11 protein-coding genes are annotated in these 18,065 nt (G+C 66.4%); 8 read left to right on the plus strand and 3 right to left on the minus strand.

Going from position 1 to position 18,065, the window contains the following annotated elements:
- Window positions 1-215: 215 nt before the first annotated feature.
- Window positions 216-623 carry a hypothetical protein gene (locus tag Mspo_RS14405; protein ID WP_159730894.1) on the plus strand — a complete coding sequence of 136 codons (408 nt, stop codon included), beginning with the start codon at window positions 216-218 and terminating at the stop codon, window positions 621-623.
- A 206-nt stretch (window positions 624-829) separates the two neighbouring features.
- On the opposite strand, the gene Mspo_RS14410 is transcribed toward Mspo_RS14405, so the two are convergent.
- A complete protein-coding gene (locus tag Mspo_RS14410) occupies window positions 830-1,807 on the minus strand; it encodes a ribonuclease T (RefSeq protein WP_159730896.1) in 978 nt (325 codons plus the stop codon).
- Between the two features lie 406 nt (window positions 1,808-2,213).
- On the opposite strand from Mspo_RS14410, the gene Mspo_RS14415 reads away from it, so the two are divergent.
- Window positions 2,214-3,281: an ATP-binding protein gene (locus Mspo_RS14415; protein WP_159730898.1), complete on the plus strand. Its 1,068-nt coding sequence runs from the start codon at window positions 2,214-2,216 to the stop codon at window positions 3,279-3,281.
- A 153-nt stretch (window positions 3,282-3,434) separates the two neighbouring features.
- Here the strand turns inward: Mspo_RS14415 and Mspo_RS14420 are convergent, their stop codons facing one another.
- Together Mspo_RS14420 and Mspo_RS14425 are read right to left on the minus strand one after the other, a co-directional pair.
- Window positions 3,435-4,298: an ATP-binding protein gene (locus Mspo_RS14420; protein WP_159730900.1), complete on the minus strand. Its 864-nt coding sequence runs from the start codon at window positions 4,296-4,298 to the stop codon at window positions 3,435-3,437.
- A 408-nt stretch (window positions 4,299-4,706) separates the two neighbouring features.
- Window positions 4,707-8,855 (minus strand): SEL1-like repeat protein, encoded by a 4,149-nt coding sequence (locus tag Mspo_RS14425; RefSeq protein WP_159730902.1) that lies wholly within the window; start codon window positions 8,853-8,855, stop codon window positions 4,707-4,709.
- A 673-nt stretch (window positions 8,856-9,528) separates the two neighbouring features.
- On the opposite strand from Mspo_RS14425, the gene Mspo_RS14430 reads away from it, so the two are divergent.
- From Mspo_RS14430 to Mspo_RS14455, 6 genes are all read left to right on the plus strand, one after another.
- Entirely contained in the window at window positions 9,529-11,319 is a 1,791-nt protein-coding gene (locus tag Mspo_RS14430; RefSeq protein ID WP_159730904.1) for an acyl-CoA dehydrogenase C-terminal domain-containing protein, read from the plus strand.
- A gap of 80 nt (window positions 11,320-11,399) precedes the next feature.
- Entirely contained in the window at window positions 11,400-12,608 is a 1,209-nt protein-coding gene (locus Mspo_RS14435; protein ID WP_159730906.1) for an acetyl-CoA C-acetyltransferase, read from the plus strand.
- A gap of 229 nt (window positions 12,609-12,837) precedes the next feature.
- Window positions 12,838-15,045 carry a 3-hydroxyacyl-CoA dehydrogenase NAD-binding domain-containing protein gene (locus Mspo_RS14440; protein WP_159730907.1) on the plus strand — a complete coding sequence of 736 codons (2,208 nt, stop codon included), beginning with the start codon at window positions 12,838-12,840 and terminating at the stop codon, window positions 15,043-15,045.
- A 324-nt stretch (window positions 15,046-15,369) separates the two neighbouring features.
- Window positions 15,370-16,188: a prolipoprotein diacylglyceryl transferase gene (lgt, locus tag Mspo_RS14445; protein WP_159730909.1), complete on the plus strand. Its 819-nt coding sequence runs from the start codon at window positions 15,370-15,372 to the stop codon at window positions 16,186-16,188.
- Complete coding sequence (locus tag Mspo_RS14450) at window positions 16,185-17,267, plus strand: class I SAM-dependent methyltransferase (protein WP_159730911.1); 1,083 nt, start codon at window positions 16,185-16,187, stop codon at window positions 17,265-17,267. The genes lgt and Mspo_RS14450 overlap by 4 nt, the downstream gene beginning before the upstream one ends.
- Window positions 17,264-18,043, plus strand: a complete 780-nt coding sequence (locus tag Mspo_RS14455; protein WP_159730913.1) for a polyphenol oxidase family protein — start codon at window positions 17,264-17,266, stop codon at window positions 18,041-18,043. The genes Mspo_RS14450 and Mspo_RS14455 overlap by 4 nt, the downstream gene beginning before the upstream one ends.
- Window positions 18,044-18,065: the final 22 nt, after the last annotated feature.

The following is an 18,065-nucleotide window of genomic DNA, read 5'->3' on the forward strand; positions in this document are numbered from 1 at the left end:
TTGTTGCCTTCATTGTCGGGCAAAGCTCCCGGCCGCGCCGAGGAGAATCGCCGAAGCTGTTTCGCGCGCCTTGGAATTAGAGCGTTTCCAGCGGAAGCGGACTTCAATTCGGCGTTGGAAACGCGTCAAAACAAAAGCCGAGAGTCTTTCCATGTTTCAATGAAACAGGGAAAGACTCTAGCGTCTCCGCCGCCATGACAATAAGGAGACGAAGGGTGGAAATTCTTCTCATCGGCGCTGCGGCCTGCATCGTCGCTCTCATCGCCAGCGCATGGCTCATGACGCTCGCGAAATGGTTTCCGATCGGCGCCGTCGACGCATTCGTCATCGACTACAAGACGCTCATTCGCGCGCATATCGACTATGCGCTGATGGCCGCCCTCGCCGTCGCCTTCTACGGCTCCGGAGTCGAGCTGCCGATCGGCGCCTGCTGGTGCGTGGCGATCGGCGGCTTCACCAATCCGACCGTCTTCACCGTCGCCGCTTTCGATCCGACCTTCTGGGAGAAGGCGATCTGGAAAATCTACACGGCCCTCACTTTCGTCGCGACGTCCGTCGGCTTTCTCTGGATCGCCTACGCCTTTGTTCTTCACGCGCTGGCGCGCTGGCCCGGCGCGGCCTAGAGCGCATTCGAACAAATCATGTCCGAATGCGCTCTAGAGTTATTTGGATTCGCATGTTCTTTTCCGAAAACCGCTTCGCACTTTTCGGGAACATGCTCTAAAGCGCTTTCCGATCGAACGGAATCGTTCGAGCGATCAGAATTCGCTCCAAGCAAAAAAGCGAGACCGGAGTCCGGTCCAGTCGGATCGGATTTCAATCTCGCGGCTCAGCGCGTCGCGACGCGATCGACCGATCCGGAGGGGCAGCCGATGCGGGTCGTCGGGGCGGCGGCGATCAGCTCGGCGAGAGAGGGCGTGTCGCCGATCTCGCCGACGAGGCCGATCGTCATCTCCACGATCGCGCGGCGCGAGCCCCGACACGACACTTGCACACGATCTCCGGCGCCGACGCCGAAGCTCTCGTCGAAGGCCTGCTTGATCTGTTCGGCGGTGATCGTGCCGCCGATATTTTCCGCGAACAGATCGCGCACGCGCGACGCGTTCAATTGCGAGACCAGCGCGACCGCACGCGCAAAATAGGCCTCCTGCGTCTGCGCGCCCCGGAAACAGCTTCCATGCCTGACCCATTCATGGCGCTCGAGATGGGACATGGTTCCGGGCATCACGCGGGAGAGAGAGGCGAGCGTCGCCGCGGAGAGGGCGACCGGCGGCAGCCGATCCCATTCGCCGTTCTTGTCGAGCTCGATGTAGGAGGACGCCACATTGCAATATTCCACGCGCCGCGGCTGCGGCCAGAGCCCATGCAAGGTGAGATTCGTGGCGTCGAAGCGGTTCGGCGTCTGCGACGCGCATTCCGTCTTGCTCTGATGTTCCTCGCAGAAGGCCGGCTGCCAGCTCACCGCCAGCAGATTGAACGCGTCGCGCAGCGAGGACCGGCTTTTGCCGTCCGTCGTCCCCGCTCCGTCGATCGAGCCGCAATCGGCGGCGATCCAGCGACGCAGCGGGTCCGCCCCCTCGACCTCGATCAGATAATGAGTCGCCTCCGGCTTGTTCTTGCCGACCAGCGTATAGGATTTGCCCGGCGCGACTGCGGCGTCATCGGCGCTCGGCCCGCCGTGGATCGATCTCGTGGCCGCGCAGGCCTCTCGCGCGAGAAAGGTTCCGCTCGCCGGCGTCTGCGCCAGCGCGCTGGAGGCGGCGATGAGGGAAAACAAAGTCGAGGCGGCAAAAGCTGCATAATTCATTTCGTGCTCTCCATTCGACGAACGAATGTCGCCGAGACTATCGAATGACGATGACAGAATATCATTGCTCGGATCGCGGCGTTCCCGCCGCCGTTCCGGCTGATCCGCAGAAGCCGTTTTCGAATCTCCGACGGCCGATCGCTCTGGAGTCGCCTGGCGTCGACAAGAATAGTACAGGGAGAGCAAAATTCGGATAAATTTGAATCTAAATGTCATATATAGCTCCCAGATATTGGTTGGCCGGCCGAAGTTTGGCTGGAAATCGAGCGGGCGCTCCGAGATTCTTCTTTACCTCGGCGGGGGCTCGGGTCAGTATCGCGGGGGGAGACTGTGTCCGGCGAGACGAAAGCTCGGCAATGCGCGCGGAGCAACCGCGCTGCGGCCGGACGCCATTCGAGGAGGGAGAATGTCGGAGGCCGCGACGGCCGACGATTGGCGTCGACTCGTGTTCGATGAAACAGTCGCGGGACTGCTGCTCATCGACCGGCTCGGCCAGATCCTCGGCGCCAACGCCCGCGCGCGCGGCATGTTCGGCTTCGTCGAGGCGGAGATCGTCGGCCAGCCCCTTTCCCGTCTCTTGCCCGAGGTCTCGCCGCCTCTGGGAGCCGCCGCCGCCTTCGGCCTCAGAGCGGTGCGGCGCGACGGCGCGCAATTCCGCGTCGAGGCGCGCTTCACCTCTATCGAGCGAGACGGCGAGTCGATCACTCTGGCCACGATCCTCGACCTTTCCGAAATGCGCCCCGACGAGGCCGAGCTCTTTGCTCGCGCGGACGAGCTCGAGCGCGTCAACGAGCGCCTCGCGCGGTTTGCTTTCGTCGCTTCGCAGGATCTTCAGGAGCCGCTGCGCAAGATCGCCCTCTTCGGCGATCTGATGGAGGAGGCGATCTCGCGCGGAAACGACGCCGAGATCGTTCTCGCGAACACGGTCATGCGCTCGTCCGCGCTGCGCGCCCGCGCCTTGGTGAATGATCTTCTGTCCTTTTCGCGCATCGTCAATGACGAGCTCGAGCTCGCGGCGCTCGATTTGCGTGAAGCCATAGAGCTCTCGCTGGCCGCCCTCTCGTCGACCATCGCCGAGACGCGCACGCAGGTGAAGATCGATCTGCCGGTGGTCGCGATCGAGGCCGACGCCACGCAGTTCCAGCGGCTCTTGCAGAATATTCTCGCCAACGCCATCAAATACAGAAAGCCTGACCGGCCGGCGATGATCGACATAAAGGGCTTTCGCGACGAGACGTCGCTCTGCCTCGCCATCGCCGATGAGGGCATAGGCTTCGAAGCGCAATATGCGCAGAAGATATTCGAGCCGCTGAAGCAATTGCACAGCAAGGTCGATTATCCGGGCTCGGGCGTCGGCCTCGCCATCTGCAAGGCGATCGCCGATCGCCATGGCTGGCGCCTCACTGTCGAAGCGCAGCCCGGCGTCGGCGCGACCTTCTTCATCGTGCTGCCGATCCGCGAAGCGGGCGCGTAGCGGTTCGGAAATCTCTCATACGGTTTCCGTGAGCGTCGTCATCGCGAGGAGCGAAGCGACGACGCGATCCAGGGGCCGCCCTACGGCTCTGGATCGCTTCGCTCCGCTCGCGATGACGGCCGTGGCCGACGTCGTTTCCGGGCGCGAATCCTGTCAGCCGTCGAGCCGCTTGCCGAGCCTGCCCGCGAGGTCCTGGACATATTGCCAGGCCACTCGCCCCGACCGCGCGCCGCGCGTGATGGACCATTCGAGCGCCTCGCGCTCGATCGTCTCCTTCGGCGCGTCGAGCCCGTGATGGCGCGCATAGCCGAACACCATGGCGAGATAGTCGTCCTGCGCGCAATTGTGGAAGCCGAGCCAGAGGCCGAAGCGGTCGGACAGCGAGACCTTCTCCTCCACCGCCTCGCCGGGATTTATGGCGGAGGAGCGCTCGTTCTCCATCATGTCGCGCGGCAGCAGATGGCGGCGGTTGGAGGTGGCGTAGAAGAGCACATTGCGCGGCCGTCCCTCGACGCCGCCCTCGAGCACGGACTTCAAGGACTTGTAGCTCGTCTCCGCGGCGTCGAAGGAGAGGTCGTCGCAAAAGAGCAGAAAGCCGAAAGCCTTGTCGCGCAGCGTCGAGAGCAGGCCCGGCAGGCTCTCAATGTCCTCGCGATGGATTTCGACGAGCTTCAGCGGCCGCTCGTTCTGCGCCTCGCGCGCGACCGCCGCATGGACGGCCTTGACGAGCGCGGATTTGCCCATGCCGCGCGCGCCCCACAGCAGCGCATTATTGGCCGGCAGGCCGCGCGCGAAGCGGCGCGTGTTGGCGAGCAGCTGATCGCGCTGCCGGCCGATCCCCTCGAGCAGAGCGAGATCGACGCGATTGACGTCGACGACGGGCGAGAATTCGCCGCGCGCGCGCCAGACGAAGGCCTCGGCGCCGGCGAAGTCCGGCGCGCGCGGCGGCGGCGGGGCGAGCCGCTCGAGCGCGGCGGCGATGCGCTCGAGCAGAGCCTCATGATTCTTGTCCGACATCTGGGGCTCCTCGGCCGAGCGGGAAGGGCGGAGCGCTTATAGCAGAAACGGCGCTCTCGCAGACGAAAGCGCCTCGCGCTTGCGGCGCGAGGCGCCGAATTTCGCGTGGCTGTCGTCGCGGACCCGCGCTCTTTTAGAGTCTTTCCGTGTTTATTGAACCACGGAAAGACTCTAAGCTTTTGTTTTGACGCGTTTTTATCGCCGAGCCGGCGTCCGCTTCGGCTGGAAACGCTCTAGCGTTTCCGTGTGATCGCTTCGCTCGAAGAAGCGATGGCCGCCCCGTCCGTCATTGCGAGCGAAGCGAAGCAATCCAGAGCCGCCCCACGGCTCTGGATTGCTTCGTCGCTTTCGCTCCTCGCAATGACGACCATGCGGAATGCGAGGCATTCACATGGAAACCGTGTCATATCAGAGCGCGGAGACCTTCGCCTTGCCGGCCGGCTTCGTCTCCGGCTTGGCGGGGATTTTGGCGTTCTCCCAGCCGCCGGGCGGCGGCGGCGCGTCATTGGCGGCGCTGTCCGGCTGCTTGGGATGAAAGGCGTCGACGAGCGCTTTTGCGGCGGCGAGGTCCTTCGAGTCGAGGCGGGCGCGCACTTCCTCGCGTTTTTTGCTGGCGTCCTCGTCGCCCTGCGCGGCGGCGGCCGAGAACCACAGATAGGACTGCGTCATATTCTGCGGAACGCCGAGCCCGCGCGCGTAGAGAATGGCCAGATTGAACTGGCTGTCGCGCACGCCATATTCCGCCGCCTTGCGGAACCATTGCGCCGCCTGCTCATAGTCCGGCTTGCCGTCGCCGCCGCCGGCGTAGAGCACGGCGAGATTATGCATGGCGCGGGCGTTGCCCGCATCCGCGGCGCGCCTGTACCAGGAGTGCGCCTGCCCATAGTCGCGCTCGACGCCCATCCCTTTCTCATAGATGGAGCCGAGCCGATATTGGGCCGGAGCAGAGCCTTTGTTGGCCGCCTTCTCGAACCATTGGAAAGCGGTCTTCGGGTCGCGCGGCGCGCCGCCGCGGCCTTCGGCGTAGCGCGAGCCGAGCTCATATTGCGCGTTGACGTCGCCGGCGGCGGCGATCTCCTTGATCGTCGCGAGAACGTCCTGCCGCGCCGCGGCGGGAGCGTTCGCCGCGGGCGTTCCGATCGCGCCGACGGGCATGGGATCGACCGATTGGACGCCGAAACGTCCAGGGGCCGGCGGCTGCGCATTGGGAAAGAAAGCGCCGACGCCGGAGGCGCCGGGGGCCAGCGTCGGAGCGCCGAGCGGTTTCGGCGCGGCGGCCGGGACAGGGGCTCCGGCCGCGGGCTCCGCGGCGGGGGCGGGCGCGGCCGCGCTCTGGTCGGCGGGGGCCGCGTCCTTGGCGGCCGGCCCGGCGGCGTTGGCGGAAGTATCCGTCGCCGGCTTGTCCGCGGAGGCGGAAGCCTCGCTCGGCTCGGTCTGGACTGCGGAGGCCTGCGGCGCCGGAGAGTCGAGCGTGACGCGGGCGATCTGATAGGCGCCATAGAGCAGGACCAGCACGCCGACGCCGAGCAGCAGCGGCCGGCGACGCGATTGCAGAGCCGCTCCGACGGCGGCGACGCCGCCGCCGGTCGCGACGGCGCGTTCCGGCTCCGGCTTTTTCGCCCGTTCGGCGGTCCTTTTCGCCGCCTTGCCCTGCGCTGCGGCGGTCTCGGCGTCGACCGCGGCCTGCTGGGCGGCGCGGCGGGCGGCGGCGATGAAATCCGCCTGCACCGAGCCCGCGCGATCGTCCTCGCGGGAGATCGTCGGCTCGCGGCGCGGGCGGCGGTCGCCCGGCTCGAGCAGAATATCCTCGACGTCGCCGACCGGCGTCGCCGGTTTGACGCGCGCGGCGCGGCGCGGCTCGGCGCCATTCACATGTTGCGGCTCGGCGATCGGCTTTGCGGCGGCCGGCTTGGCCTTGCGCAGATCGGTGAGCTCGTCCTCGAACATGGACAGGCGCTCGACGACGCGCTGCAGCGTCTCATGGACGGCGGCGAGCGTCTGATTGGTGCGATGGCCCGCCGCGTCCTGGAAGCTGCGAAGCTCGGCGAGCTCCTTCTCCAGCGCGTCCTGCAGGCCGTCATGCGCCGCCGCGTCGCGCACCGCCTCCTGCGCCGCCTCGCGGGCGGCGATTTCCGCGACGCGGACCGTCGAGCTGCGGGTCTCCTCGACCTTCGTCGCCAGCGCGCCCAGAGCGCGTTCTATGGCGGTGAAGGAATCGGCGTTCATGTCGGAGCGGTCGAGCCGCTCGGCGAGCCGGCCGATCTGCTGCTCGAGCGCGGCGAAGGCCGCGCGATCGGCTTCCGGATCGAGCGCGGCGTCCATCTTCCGCGCGAGCTGTCCGACGAGTTCCGCCAATTGCAGATTGGCGTCGTCGGAGCGCCGGCGCGCGCTCGCCTCTATGCGCGAGGCGAGCTCGGCGTGGACATGGTCGATGCGCTGGGCGAGATCGCGCAATTGTTCCGAGCCCGCCGATTTCTGCGCGCTCGCCGCGACCGGCTGGAGCCGCTGCTCCAGCTTCTCGATCTTGCGGCCGAGCTCGTCGAAGCCGGGATGGACGGTTTTCGCGTCCGTCGCCGCGTCGATCTTCCTGGCGAGCGAGGCGAAGAGCCCCTCGAACTGGTTCGAGTCGGCGCCGGCGCCGCCGCGCTCCTTGCCCGCGAACTCCGAACGCAGCGCGTCCATGCTCTCGGCGATCTCGCGCAGCTGCTCGGAATCGGCGGATTTCAGCGCATTGGCGGCGGGCTGGAGCCGCTGCTCGAGCTTTTCGATCTTGCGTCCGAGCTCGCCGACGGGATCGACGATCTTGGATTGCGCGGCGGCGTCGATCTTCTTGGCGAGGGAGGCGAAGAGCTGCTTCACCTGATCGACGTCGACGCCCGCGCCGCTGCGGTCGATGCGTGCGGCGAGCGATTTATGGACCTGCTCGATGCGCTCGTGAATCTCGTCGAAACGCTTGGCGCCGCCGGATTTGGTCGAGACGGAGTCGAGCTTGGCGGCGAATTCCTCCAGCCGGCGCTCGAGCGCGGCGAAAGAGCCGCCGATCTCGGACGAGACGATCGAGCGGACGCTATGGACGAGCTCGCTCACGTCTTTCGCCGTGGCGACATTCGCGCCGGCGGCGCTCAGCTCGTCGACTTGCGTCGTCAGAGCGGCGAGGCCGGCCTCGAGCTTCTCGATCGGCAGCGGACGCCGGGCGACCGCCTTCAACAGCTCGTGAATCTCGCGCGTCTCGCCGGCGATCTCGTCGAGCGCGGCGCGATCCGCGCCGCCTTCGCCGTGATGCTGCGAGAGCTTGTCGCCGAGCGCGCGCACCTCATCATAGAGTGTGGCGACGATGCGGCTCGGATCGAGATCGCGCAGGATCGAGCGCAGATCGGCGGCGAGCCGCTCGACCGGCGCCAGCACCCTGTCCTCGACGCCATAGAGACGCTGCGTCTCGACGCGCTCGGAAAGCTCGCGCAGCGCCGTCTCGACGGCGGCGACCGAGGCGCGCGGGGCGAGATCGGCGAGCGCGCGGGAGAGCGCTTCGAGGTCGCAGCGCAAGCGGTCGATGTGGGCGACGACCGCCGCCTGCCGCTCGCCGTGGATGTTCTGCTCGGCGCGGGACTCCGCGATCTGTCGCGAGAGCGATTCGATCGATTCCGCCAGTCCGTCGAAGGTCGCCGGTCTCGCCTCGAACGCCGGTCTCGCTTCGAACGTCTTGGCGGCGCCGAATTCGCCGTCGCGGCCGCTGGCCTGCTCCTCCAGCGCGCGCTGGCGCTCGGTGATCTCCGCCACCGCGTCGGCGAGCGGCCGCCGCGCCACGGTCCGGCGCTCTCGCTCCGGCTGTGCTTCGCGTTCCTGTCGCCCCCGCGACCCTGCGGCGCGACGCTCTTCGGCCTCTTCGTCCAGCCGCGCCGCGAGATCGGCGAGCCGCTGGTCGAGCGCGCCGAGCGCAGTCTCGAACTCATAGGGGCGATCGTCGCTCGACAGGCCGTCGATGCGCGCCTCGAGCCGCGCCAGCGCATTGCGGATCGGCCGCGCGCTCTCCTCGGGGCGGCGCGCGATTCGCTCCTCGATCCGGCCGAGCCGCTCCATGACGGCGCCGAGACCGTCGCCGAGGCGGGCCCGGCTCGAATGATTGCGATCGATCAGCTCGGCGAGGCCGGAGAGCGCACTCGCGGTCTTGCGCTCGCTCGCGGCGGCGCGCCTCTCGAAGAGGGCGACGGCGTCGTCGACGATGGATTTGGCGTCGCCGTCGACGCGGCCGCGCGTGGTCGCGAGGCGGTAATCGTCATCCGCCTCCTCGTCGCGAAAGTCGCGCCTCGGCGAGGCGTCGCGGCGCAGACGGCCGCGGTCGGCGCGCCCATAGAGACGCGAGCGCATGGCGCGCCGACGCGCCGAGGCGGCAGGCTCCTCCTCGTCATCGGCGGGGCGGCGGTCGGTATTGGCTTTTTCTTGGATCACATCGTCGAGCCAAGCGGAAAGGCTCTTGCCCGACCGTCTCGCCGCGGCGCGCGCGACATCGCGGGTCTCGTGATGTATACCTTTGAAACTAAATGGAAATGCCTCTGTCATCGGATATCCGGCGGGCTCGCCCCTGCGGGCGTGAGGAAACTGGACGAGCGACGACGCAAAGGCGCGCGAATCGCGCCGGAACGCTTGGATGGCGAGGGGGCCGCCGCCGGGCACTTTCCGTCGAACGAAGTTAATAACGGGTAAATCCTTGCGTGGAGCCGACCGGCGCGGGGGCTATTGCGCGAGAGCGGCCGGCTCTCTACCTATTGCTGCGCAGAGCGCGTTCTCCGAACTGTGATTCATACGTCGAATGAAGGATTTGCCCATGACGCCGGAATTCGGCCGGGTTGCGATTTCGTAACCACGAAAGCGCATAGTCCTCGTCCCGTCGGCCGTCGAAGGGGAAAACGCCTATATCGAAAGAATACCTAGATGGCTGCGTCGGCTCATTTAGAAGGAGTGTCATTCCCGACGCTCGCGTGAGCCGAGCGATAGGAAATCCAGAGCAGCAGGCAAAGGTGTCGTGTCGTTGGTCTGGTTCCCGATTGGCCTGCCGGGAATGACAACGGCTTTTCAGTTCAGGTGACGCAGCCCTTTAAGAGCGTTTCCAACCGAAGTGGACGCCGGTTCGGCTGGGAGCGCATCAAAACAAAAGCCGTGAGTCTTTCCATGTTTCGATGAAACATGGAAAGACTCACGCAGACACAGACGATCCGCGCAGGGAGAGCCGCTCATGCCGATCTACAAAGCCCCTGTGGACGACACATTGTTTCTGTTGAACGACGTTTTGCATCTGGAACGTTATGGCAATCTGCCCGGCTTCGCCGAGGTCGCGCCGGACGTGCTGGCGCAGATCGTCGGCGAGGCGGGGAAAATCTGCGAGGAGCGGCTGCAGCCGCTGAACCGCAAGGGCGACGAGGAAGGGTGCCGCCGCGACGAGGCGGGCGATGTCGCGACTCCCGCGGGCTTCAAGGCGGCCTATGACGAATTCGTCGCCGGCGGCTGGGTCGGGCTGGCGGTCCCGCCGGAATATGACGGGCAGGGCCTGCCCTATACGCTCGCCGTGGTGATGAATGAGTTCGCCTCGGCGGCCAATATGGCTTTCGCCATGTATCCGGGGCTGACGCAGGGCGCGCTGGCCGCGCTGCTGCGCCACGGGAGCGAGGAGCAGAAGCGCCTCTTCGCCCCGCCCATGGCCGCTGGCCGCTGGACCGGCACGATGAATCTCACAGAGCCGCAATGCGGCACCGACCTCGGTCTTCTCACCACGAAGGCCGTCCCGCGCGAGGACGGCTCGTACGCTATTACCGGACAGAAGATTTTCATTTCCGCCGGCGAGCACGATCTCGCCGAGAACATCATTCATCTCGTGCTCGCGCGCATAGAGGGCGCGCCGGCGGGGGTGAAGGGCATATCGCTTTTCATCGTGCCGAAATTCGAGGTGGAGCCGGACGGCTCGCTCGGCGCGCGCAATGGGGTGCGCTGCGGCGCGCTCGAGCATAAGATGGGCATTCACGGCAACGCCACATGCGTGATGAATTTCGACGGCGCCAGGGGCTTTCTGGTCGGCGAGCCCAACCGGGGCCTCAATGCGATGTTCGTGATGATGAACGAGGCGCGGCTCGGCGTCGCCGTGCAGGGCCTCGCGCAATCCGAGGTCGCCTATCAGAACGCGCTTTCCTACGCCAAGGAGCGGCTGCAGGGCCGCGCGCTCTCCGGCGCCGTGAATGCGCGCGGCGCGGCCGATCCGATCATCGTTCATCCCGACGTGCGGCGGGCGCTGATGGAGATGAAGGCATTCAACGAAGCGGCGCGCGGCCTCGCCCTCGCCACGGCGCTCGACAGCGACATCGCCCATCGCTCGGAGGACGCGAAGGCGCGCCAGGCCGCCGAGGATCGCCTCGGCCTGCTGACGCCGGTGCTGAAGGGCGCGCTCACCGATCTCGGCTTCGAGAATGCGGTGAAGGCGCAGCAAATCTGGGGCGGCCACGGCTATATCGACGAGAATGGCGCCGAGCAATTCGTGCGCGACGCGCGCATCACCATGATCTATGAGGGCGCGAACGGCATTCAGGCGCTCGATCTCGTCGGCCGCAAGCTGCCCAAGGACAATGGCCGCGCCGCCATGGCCTATTTCGCCGAGGTGAATGAATTTGCGAGCCGCGAGAGCGCCGAGGAGATGAAGCCCTATGTGGAGCCGCTGAAAGCCGCGCTCGGCGATCTGCAAAAGGCGACGGTCTGGCTGATGCAGAATGCGCTCGCCAAGCCCGACAACGGCGCCGGAGTCTCTTACGACTATATGCATCTCTTCGGCCGCGTCGCGCTCGGCTATATGTGGGCGCGCATCGCCCGCGCGGCGCTCGACAAGAAGAGGGAGCTTTCCGGCGACGGCGCCTGGCTCGACGCCAAGCTGACGACGGGGAAGTTCTATATGGAGAAGATGCTGCCCGAGACGGGCTTTCGTCTCGCGCGGATCGCGGCGGGCGCCGATACGATGATGGGCCTGCCGGCGGAGATGTTTTGAAAAAGCGTGAGGTAGTGAGTGGTGAGTAGCGCGCTCACCACTCACCACTCACCACTCACTCACCACGAGCGGAGCGACCAATGCCCGAAGCCTATATCTACGACGCCGTGCGCACGCCGCGCGGCCGCGGCAAGCCGGACGGCTCGCTGCATGAGGTGTCGAGCCTCGGCCTCGCCGTCACCGCTCTCGCCGCGCTGAAGGAGAGGAACGGGCTCGACGGCGCCGGAGTCGACGATGTGATCCTCGGCTGCGTCGATCCCGTCGGCGAGGCGGGCGGCGACATCGCCCGCGCCGCGGCGATCTCCGCCGGCTACGGCTACGAGGTGCCCGGCGTGCAGATCAATCGCTTCTGCGCCTCCGGCCTCGACTCGGTGAATTTCGCCGCCGCGCAGATCATGTCCGGCCAGCATGAGCTCACCATCGGCGGCGGCGTCGAGAGCATGAGCCGCGTCGGCATCGGCGCCTCGGGGGGCGCCTGGCCGGTCGATCCGGCCATCGCCATTCCCTCCTATTTCATGCCGCAGGGCGTCTCCGCCGATCTCATCGCGACGAAATACGGCTTCTCGCGCGACGATGTCGACGCCTATGCCGTGCAGTCGCAGCAGCGCGCCGCCCGCGCCTGGGAGGAGAAGCGCTTTGCAAAATCCATCGTGCCGGTGAAGGACGTCAACGGCCTCACTATTCTCGATCGCGACGAGCATATGCGGCCTTCGACCGACATGCAGTCGCTCGCCGCGCTCAAGCCCTCCTTCGCCTTTCTCGCGGAGCAGGCGGGTTTCGACGCGGTCGCGATACAGGCGCATCCGGATGTCGAGAAATTGAGCCATGTGCATCACGCCGGCAATTCGTCGGGCATCGTCGACGGCGCCGCCGCCGTGCTGCTCGGCTCGAGGGAAGTGGGCGAGCGCCACGGCCTGAAGCCGCGCGCCCGCGTGCGGGCTTTCGCCAATATCGGCTCCGAGCCGGCGCTGATGCTGACCGGGCCGGTCGATGTGACGAAGAAGCTGCTGACGAAAGCCGGCATGAGCCTCTCGGACATCGATCTCATCGAGGTGAACGAAGCCTTCGCCGCCGTGGTGCTGCGCTTCATGCAGGCTTTCGGCATCGACGATGGACGCGTGAATGTGAATGGCGGCGCCATTGCGCTCGGCCATCCGCTCGGCGCGACCGGCGCGATGCTGATCGGAACGGCGATCGACGAATTGGAGCGCAGCGGGAAGGCGACCGCGCTGGTGACGCTCTGCATCGGCGCCGGAATGGGAACCGCGACGATCATCGAGCGCGTGTGATCATGCAAAGCCGCGCCGTCATTGCGAGCGAAGCGAAGCAATCCAGGAGCCGCCCCGCTGCTCTGGATTGCTTCGTCGCTTCGCTCCTCGCAATGACGGGGCTCGTCTAGAGCGTTTCCAGCCGAAGTGGACGCCGGTTCGGCGTCCGGAAACGCGTCAAAACAAAAGCCTAGGGTCTTTCCGTGTTTCAATGAAACGCGGAAAGACCCTAGATTTCAGGGAGCCACCCATGAACCTCGTCAATTTCCGTTTCGAGACCGGCGCCGACGGCGTCGCTCTGCTCACCTGGGACATGCCCGACCGCTCGATGAATGTCATCACCTTCGAGGTGATGGACGAGCTGGAGAAAGTCATCGACGAGGTCGCGCGCAATCCCGAGATCAAGGGCTGCGTGATCGCATCGGGCAAGGCCGCTTTCTCGGGCGGCGCCGATCTCTCCATGCTGCAGAAGAGCGCGGTGGAATATGCCAAAGCCGTGCGCGAGCAGGGCGAGGAGGCTGCGATGAAGCAGTTCTTCGAAGGCGCGCGCAAGCTGTCGCTGCTCTATCGCAAGCTCGAGACCAACGGCAAGCCCTTCGCCATCGCCATTCGCGGAACTTGTCTCGGCGGCGCTTTCGAGCTCGCGCTCGCCTGCCATTATCGCGTGCTCGCCGATACGGAGAAGACGAAGGTCGGTCTGCCGGAGATCAAAGTGGGGCTCTTCCCCGGCGCCGGCGGCACGCAGCGCGTCGCGCGGCTGATGCAGACGGGCGAGGCGCTGCAATTGCTGTTCAAGGGCGAGCAGCTGAAGCCCGCGAAAGCGAAGTCCGCCGGCCTCGTGCACGAGCTCGCGCCGGAGAATGAGATCGTCGATCGCGCGCGCGCGTTCATCGTCAATGGCGGCAAGGGCAAGGCGCCTTGGGATGTCGAAGGCTTCAAGCCGCCGTCGGGCCGCGTCTATTCGCCGGGCGGCATGATGGTGTGGCCGGCCGCCAACGCCATTTATCGCCGCGAGACCTTCGACAATTATCCCGCCGCCAAGGCCATATTGCACAGCGTGTTCGAGGGGCTGCAATTGCCCTTCGATCTCGGCCTGCGCGTCGAGGCGCGCTGGTTCGCGCATATTCTGCGCTCCCGCCAGGCGGCGGCGATGATCCGCTCGCTGTTCCTCTCCAAGAACGAGCTGGAGAAGGGCGCGCATCGGCCCAAGGAGATTCCGCCGGCGAAATTCGCCAAGATCGGCGTGCTCGGCGCCGGCTTCATGGGCGCGGGCGTCGCTTATGTGAGCGCGCTCGCCGGGATCGAGGTGGTGCTCATCGATCGCGATCAGGAGAGCGCCGACAAAGGCAAGGCCGTCATCGACAAGCTCGTCTCCGGCCAAGTGTCGCGCGGTCGCGCCACCGCCGCCGATAAGGAGGCGCTGCTCGCGCGCGTCACCGCGACCGCCGATTACGACAAGCTCGCCGGCGCCGATCTCATCGTCGAAGCCGTGTTCGAGGAGCGCGGCGTGAAGGCGGAGGTGACGAAGAAAGCGCAAGAAGTCGTCGGGCCCGATGTGATCTTCGCGTCCAACACCTCGACGCTGCCCATCACCTCGCTCGCCGAGACCTCGCTGAAGCCCGAAAATTTCGTCGGCATTCATTTCTTCTCGCCGGTGGAGAAAATGCTGCTGGTCGAAGTGATCCGCGGCAAGAAGACGAGCGACCGCGCCGTGGCGACGGCGCTGGATTTCGTGCGCGTGTTGAAGAAAACGCCGATCGTCGTCAACGACACGCGCGGCTTCTACGCCAATCGCTGCGTGCTCAATTTCGTGCGCGAGGGGCATATCATGCTGACCGAAGGCGTGCCGCCGGCGATGATCGAGACGGCCGCGCGCATGGCCGGAATGCCGGTCGGCCCGCTCTCTCTCAATGACGAGATCGCGCTCGATCTCGCCTGGAAGATCCATCTCGCGACGAAGAAGGATCTCGGCGAAGCCGCCGTCGATCCGACGCAGGAGCGCGTGCTGCATTTCATGGTGGAGCAGGAAGGGCGGCTCGGCCGCAAGAACGGCAAGGGCTTCTATGATTATCCGGCGACCGGCAAGAAGAGCTTGTGGCCGGGGCTCTCCGCTCTCGCCGACAAGACGCTCGATCCGGACGAGATCGACGTCGAGGAGCTGAAGCAGCGCTTCCTCGTCGTGCAGGCGGCGGAGGCGGCGCGCACTTTGTTCGAGGGCGTCGTCACCGATCCGCGCGAGGCGGATGTCGGCTCCATTCTCGGCTTCGGCTTCGCGCCCTTCACCGGCGGCACGCTCTCCTATATCGACGGGATCGGAACCGCGGCCTTTGTCGCGATTTGCGACGCGCTCGCGCAGAAATATGGCGAGCGCTTCGCCGCGCCGGCGCAATTGCGCGAGATGGCGAAGAAGGGCGAGAGCTTCTACGGCAGATATGGCGCGCAGGCGAAGGCGGCGTGATTTCGCTCGCGCTTCGAGACGCGCGCAGCCTTCAAGTCCCCTCGTCCCGAGCAGGCGGCGCAGCCGCCGTCTCGAAGGGCGAGGGGCCGCCCGGCCCTCGACGTTCTTTCTTTCCGCGCGGCGCGGCGAGCGGCGTCGGCGTCGCCGAGCGATTTGGTTTCGCCCCCTACGATCGCTGACCGTGATCGCGCCTTCGCCTGCGTCGCCGCCATTCGCCGCGGTAGAGCTGGGGCTCGCGCGCCGTTCGAGGCGAAATGATGCGGTCATGACAGACGCGCCATCGCGCGCTAAGCTCGCGGCCTCTCGCTGCAACCGTGAGTCGCCATGCCTATTCTCGCGCTTCCCTTTCCGGTGATCGACCCGGTTCTCGTCGAGATCGGGCCGCTGCCCATCCGCTGGTATGCGCTCGCCTATATCGCCGGGCTCGCGCTCGGCTGGCTCTATGCGCGTCGTCTGGCGTCCCGCGACTATTTGTGGGGAAAGACTCCGCATCCCTCGCGAGAGAGTCTCGACGATCTGCTCGTCTATGTCGCGCTCGGCGTCATCATCGGCGGCAGGCTCGGCCATGTGCTCTTTTATGAGCGCGCCTTCTATTTCGCCCATCCGGAAGAGATCGTGAAGACCTGGAAGGGCGGCATGGCCTTTCACGGCGGGCTCATCGGCGCCATTGTCGGCATGACCTTCTTCGCCTGGCGTGAGAAAATCCTCGCGCTCACCATCAGCGACATTTGCGCGAGTGTCGCGCCGATCGGCATTTTCTTCGGCCGCCTCGCCAATTTCATCAAGCCGGAGATGTGGGGCCGCGAGAGCGACGTCCCCTGGGCCATGGTGTTTCCCGGCGCCGGCGACGCGCCGCGCCATCCGAGCCAGCTCTATGAGGCGGGCCTCGAGGGTCTCGCGCTCTATATTCTGCTGGCCATCGCCGTGCAGCGCGGCGCGCTGAAGCGTCCGGGCCTCGCCACCGGCCTCTTCGGCGCGGGCTATGGCGTCGCGCGCATCGTCAGCGAATTCTTCCGCGAGCCCGATCATTCGGAGGCGCTGGACAATGGCCTCACAATGGGCATGGCGCTGTCGGCGCCCATGGTCCTCGTCGGCGCGGCGCTGATCCTCTACGCGCTGCGTCCGCAGAGAGTCGAAGCATGAGCGCATTGCGCGAAGATATCGCCGAGCTCGTCGCGCAGGAGGGGCCGATCACGCTCGAGCGTTACATGACGCTCGCCCTGTCGCATCCGACCAAGGGCTATTACATGACGCGCGATCCCTTCGGCGCAAGCGGCGATTTCATCACCGCGCCGGAGATCAGCCAGATGTTCGGCGAGCTCGTCGGCCTGTGGGCGCAGGAGGCCTGGCGCGCGGCCGGCTCGCCGGCGCCGCTGCGCCTCGTCGAGCTCGGGCCGGGGCGCGGCACGCTGATGTCCGACGCTCTGCGCGTCGCGCGCATCGCGCCGGATTTTCTCAGCGCCTTGGACGTGCATCTCGTGGAGACGAGTCCGCTGCTCGAGGCGCGGCAGCGACAAACGCTCGCCGCGGCCGAGGCGCCCGTCTCCTGGAGCGCGAATGTCTCACAGGTTCCGGACGGGCCGGCGATCGTCATCGCCAATGAATTTTTCGACGCGCTGCCAGTGCGGCATTTCGTGCAGACAGAGCGCGGCTGGAGCGAGCGGCTCGTCGGCCTGGACGAGAGCGGCGCTCTCGCCTTCGGCGTCGGCGAGCGCATAGAGGCCGATCTCACCGTGGCGGCGCCGGAAGGCTCGATCATCGAGATCGGCGCGATCGGCGCGCGGATCATGCGCGACATCGCCGCGCGTCTCGTCGCGCAGGGCGGGGCGATGCTCGTCGTCGATTACGGCTACACGCAGACGGCGCTGGGCGAGACATTGCAGGCCGTCGCGCATCACGCCTATGTCGATCCGCTGGAGGCGCCGGGAGAAGCCGATCTTACCTCCCATGTCGATTTCGCCGCGCTCGCGCGCGCGGCGACGGCGGCCGGCGCGAAAGTGTTGGGGCCAACGACGCAAGGCGATTTCTTGAAGCAGCTCGGCGTTATCGAGCGCGCCGATGCTTTGAAGAAACGCGCGACGCCGGAGCAGCGCGGCGAGATCGACGTCGCGCTCGAGCGCTTGACCGGCGCCGGCGATCCAAAGCGCAATATGGGCGAATTGTTCAAGGTCATCGCCGTGACTCATCCCGACATGCCGCCGCTTCCGGGTTTTTTCCAATGACCGACGCGCTCGTCGCGCTCGCCGCCGGCAATCTCGCTCTGCCCGGCGTGCGTCACGCATTCTTCACGCGCGCTGGCGGTGTGTCGGAGGGCGTCTACGCCTCGCTCAATGGCGGCGTCGGCTCCAGCGACGAGTCCGCGCGCGTCGCCGAGAATCGCGCCCGCATGGCGCGGAGCCTCGGCGCGGAGATGCATCGGCTGCTCGTTCCCTATCAGATCCATTCGCGCGACGCGCTCTATGTCGCCGCGCCTTGGGGCGAGGCCGAGCGGCCGCGCTGCGACGGGCTCGTCACCGATGTCGAAGGGCTCGCGCTCGGCGTCACCGGCGCCGATTGCGGCATGCTGCTCTTTGCCGACGCAAGCGCCGGGGTTGTCGGCGCCTGCCACGCGGGATGGAAGGGCGCGCTCTTTGGCATGGTCGAGGCGACGGTTGAGGTCATGGAGGCGCGCGGCGCGCGGCGCGCGGATATTCATGTCGCGCTGGGGCCGGCGATCGGGCGTGAGAGCTACGAGGTAGGCGGAGAGTTCGTCGAGCGATTCCTCACGGAGGACGCCGGTTTCGCGCCTTTCTTCGCGCCCTCGACGCGCGAGGGTCATTCCATGTTCGATCTGCCGGGCTTCATCGCGCGGCGCGTCGAAGCGGCAAATGTCGCCTCTTTCGAGAATTTGCGCATCGACACTTATGTGGATGAGACGCGCTGCTTCAGCTATCGCCGCAGCGTGCATCGCAGGGAGCAAGATTACGGGCGGCTGGTGTCGGCGATCGCGCTGGGGTGAGGCGGGTGACCGCGAGCTTGAC

The sequence above is a fragment of the Methylosinus sp. Ce-a6 genome, from assembly GCF_009811655.1.
Lineage (GTDB): Bacteria > Pseudomonadota > Alphaproteobacteria > Rhizobiales > Beijerinckiaceae > Methylosinus.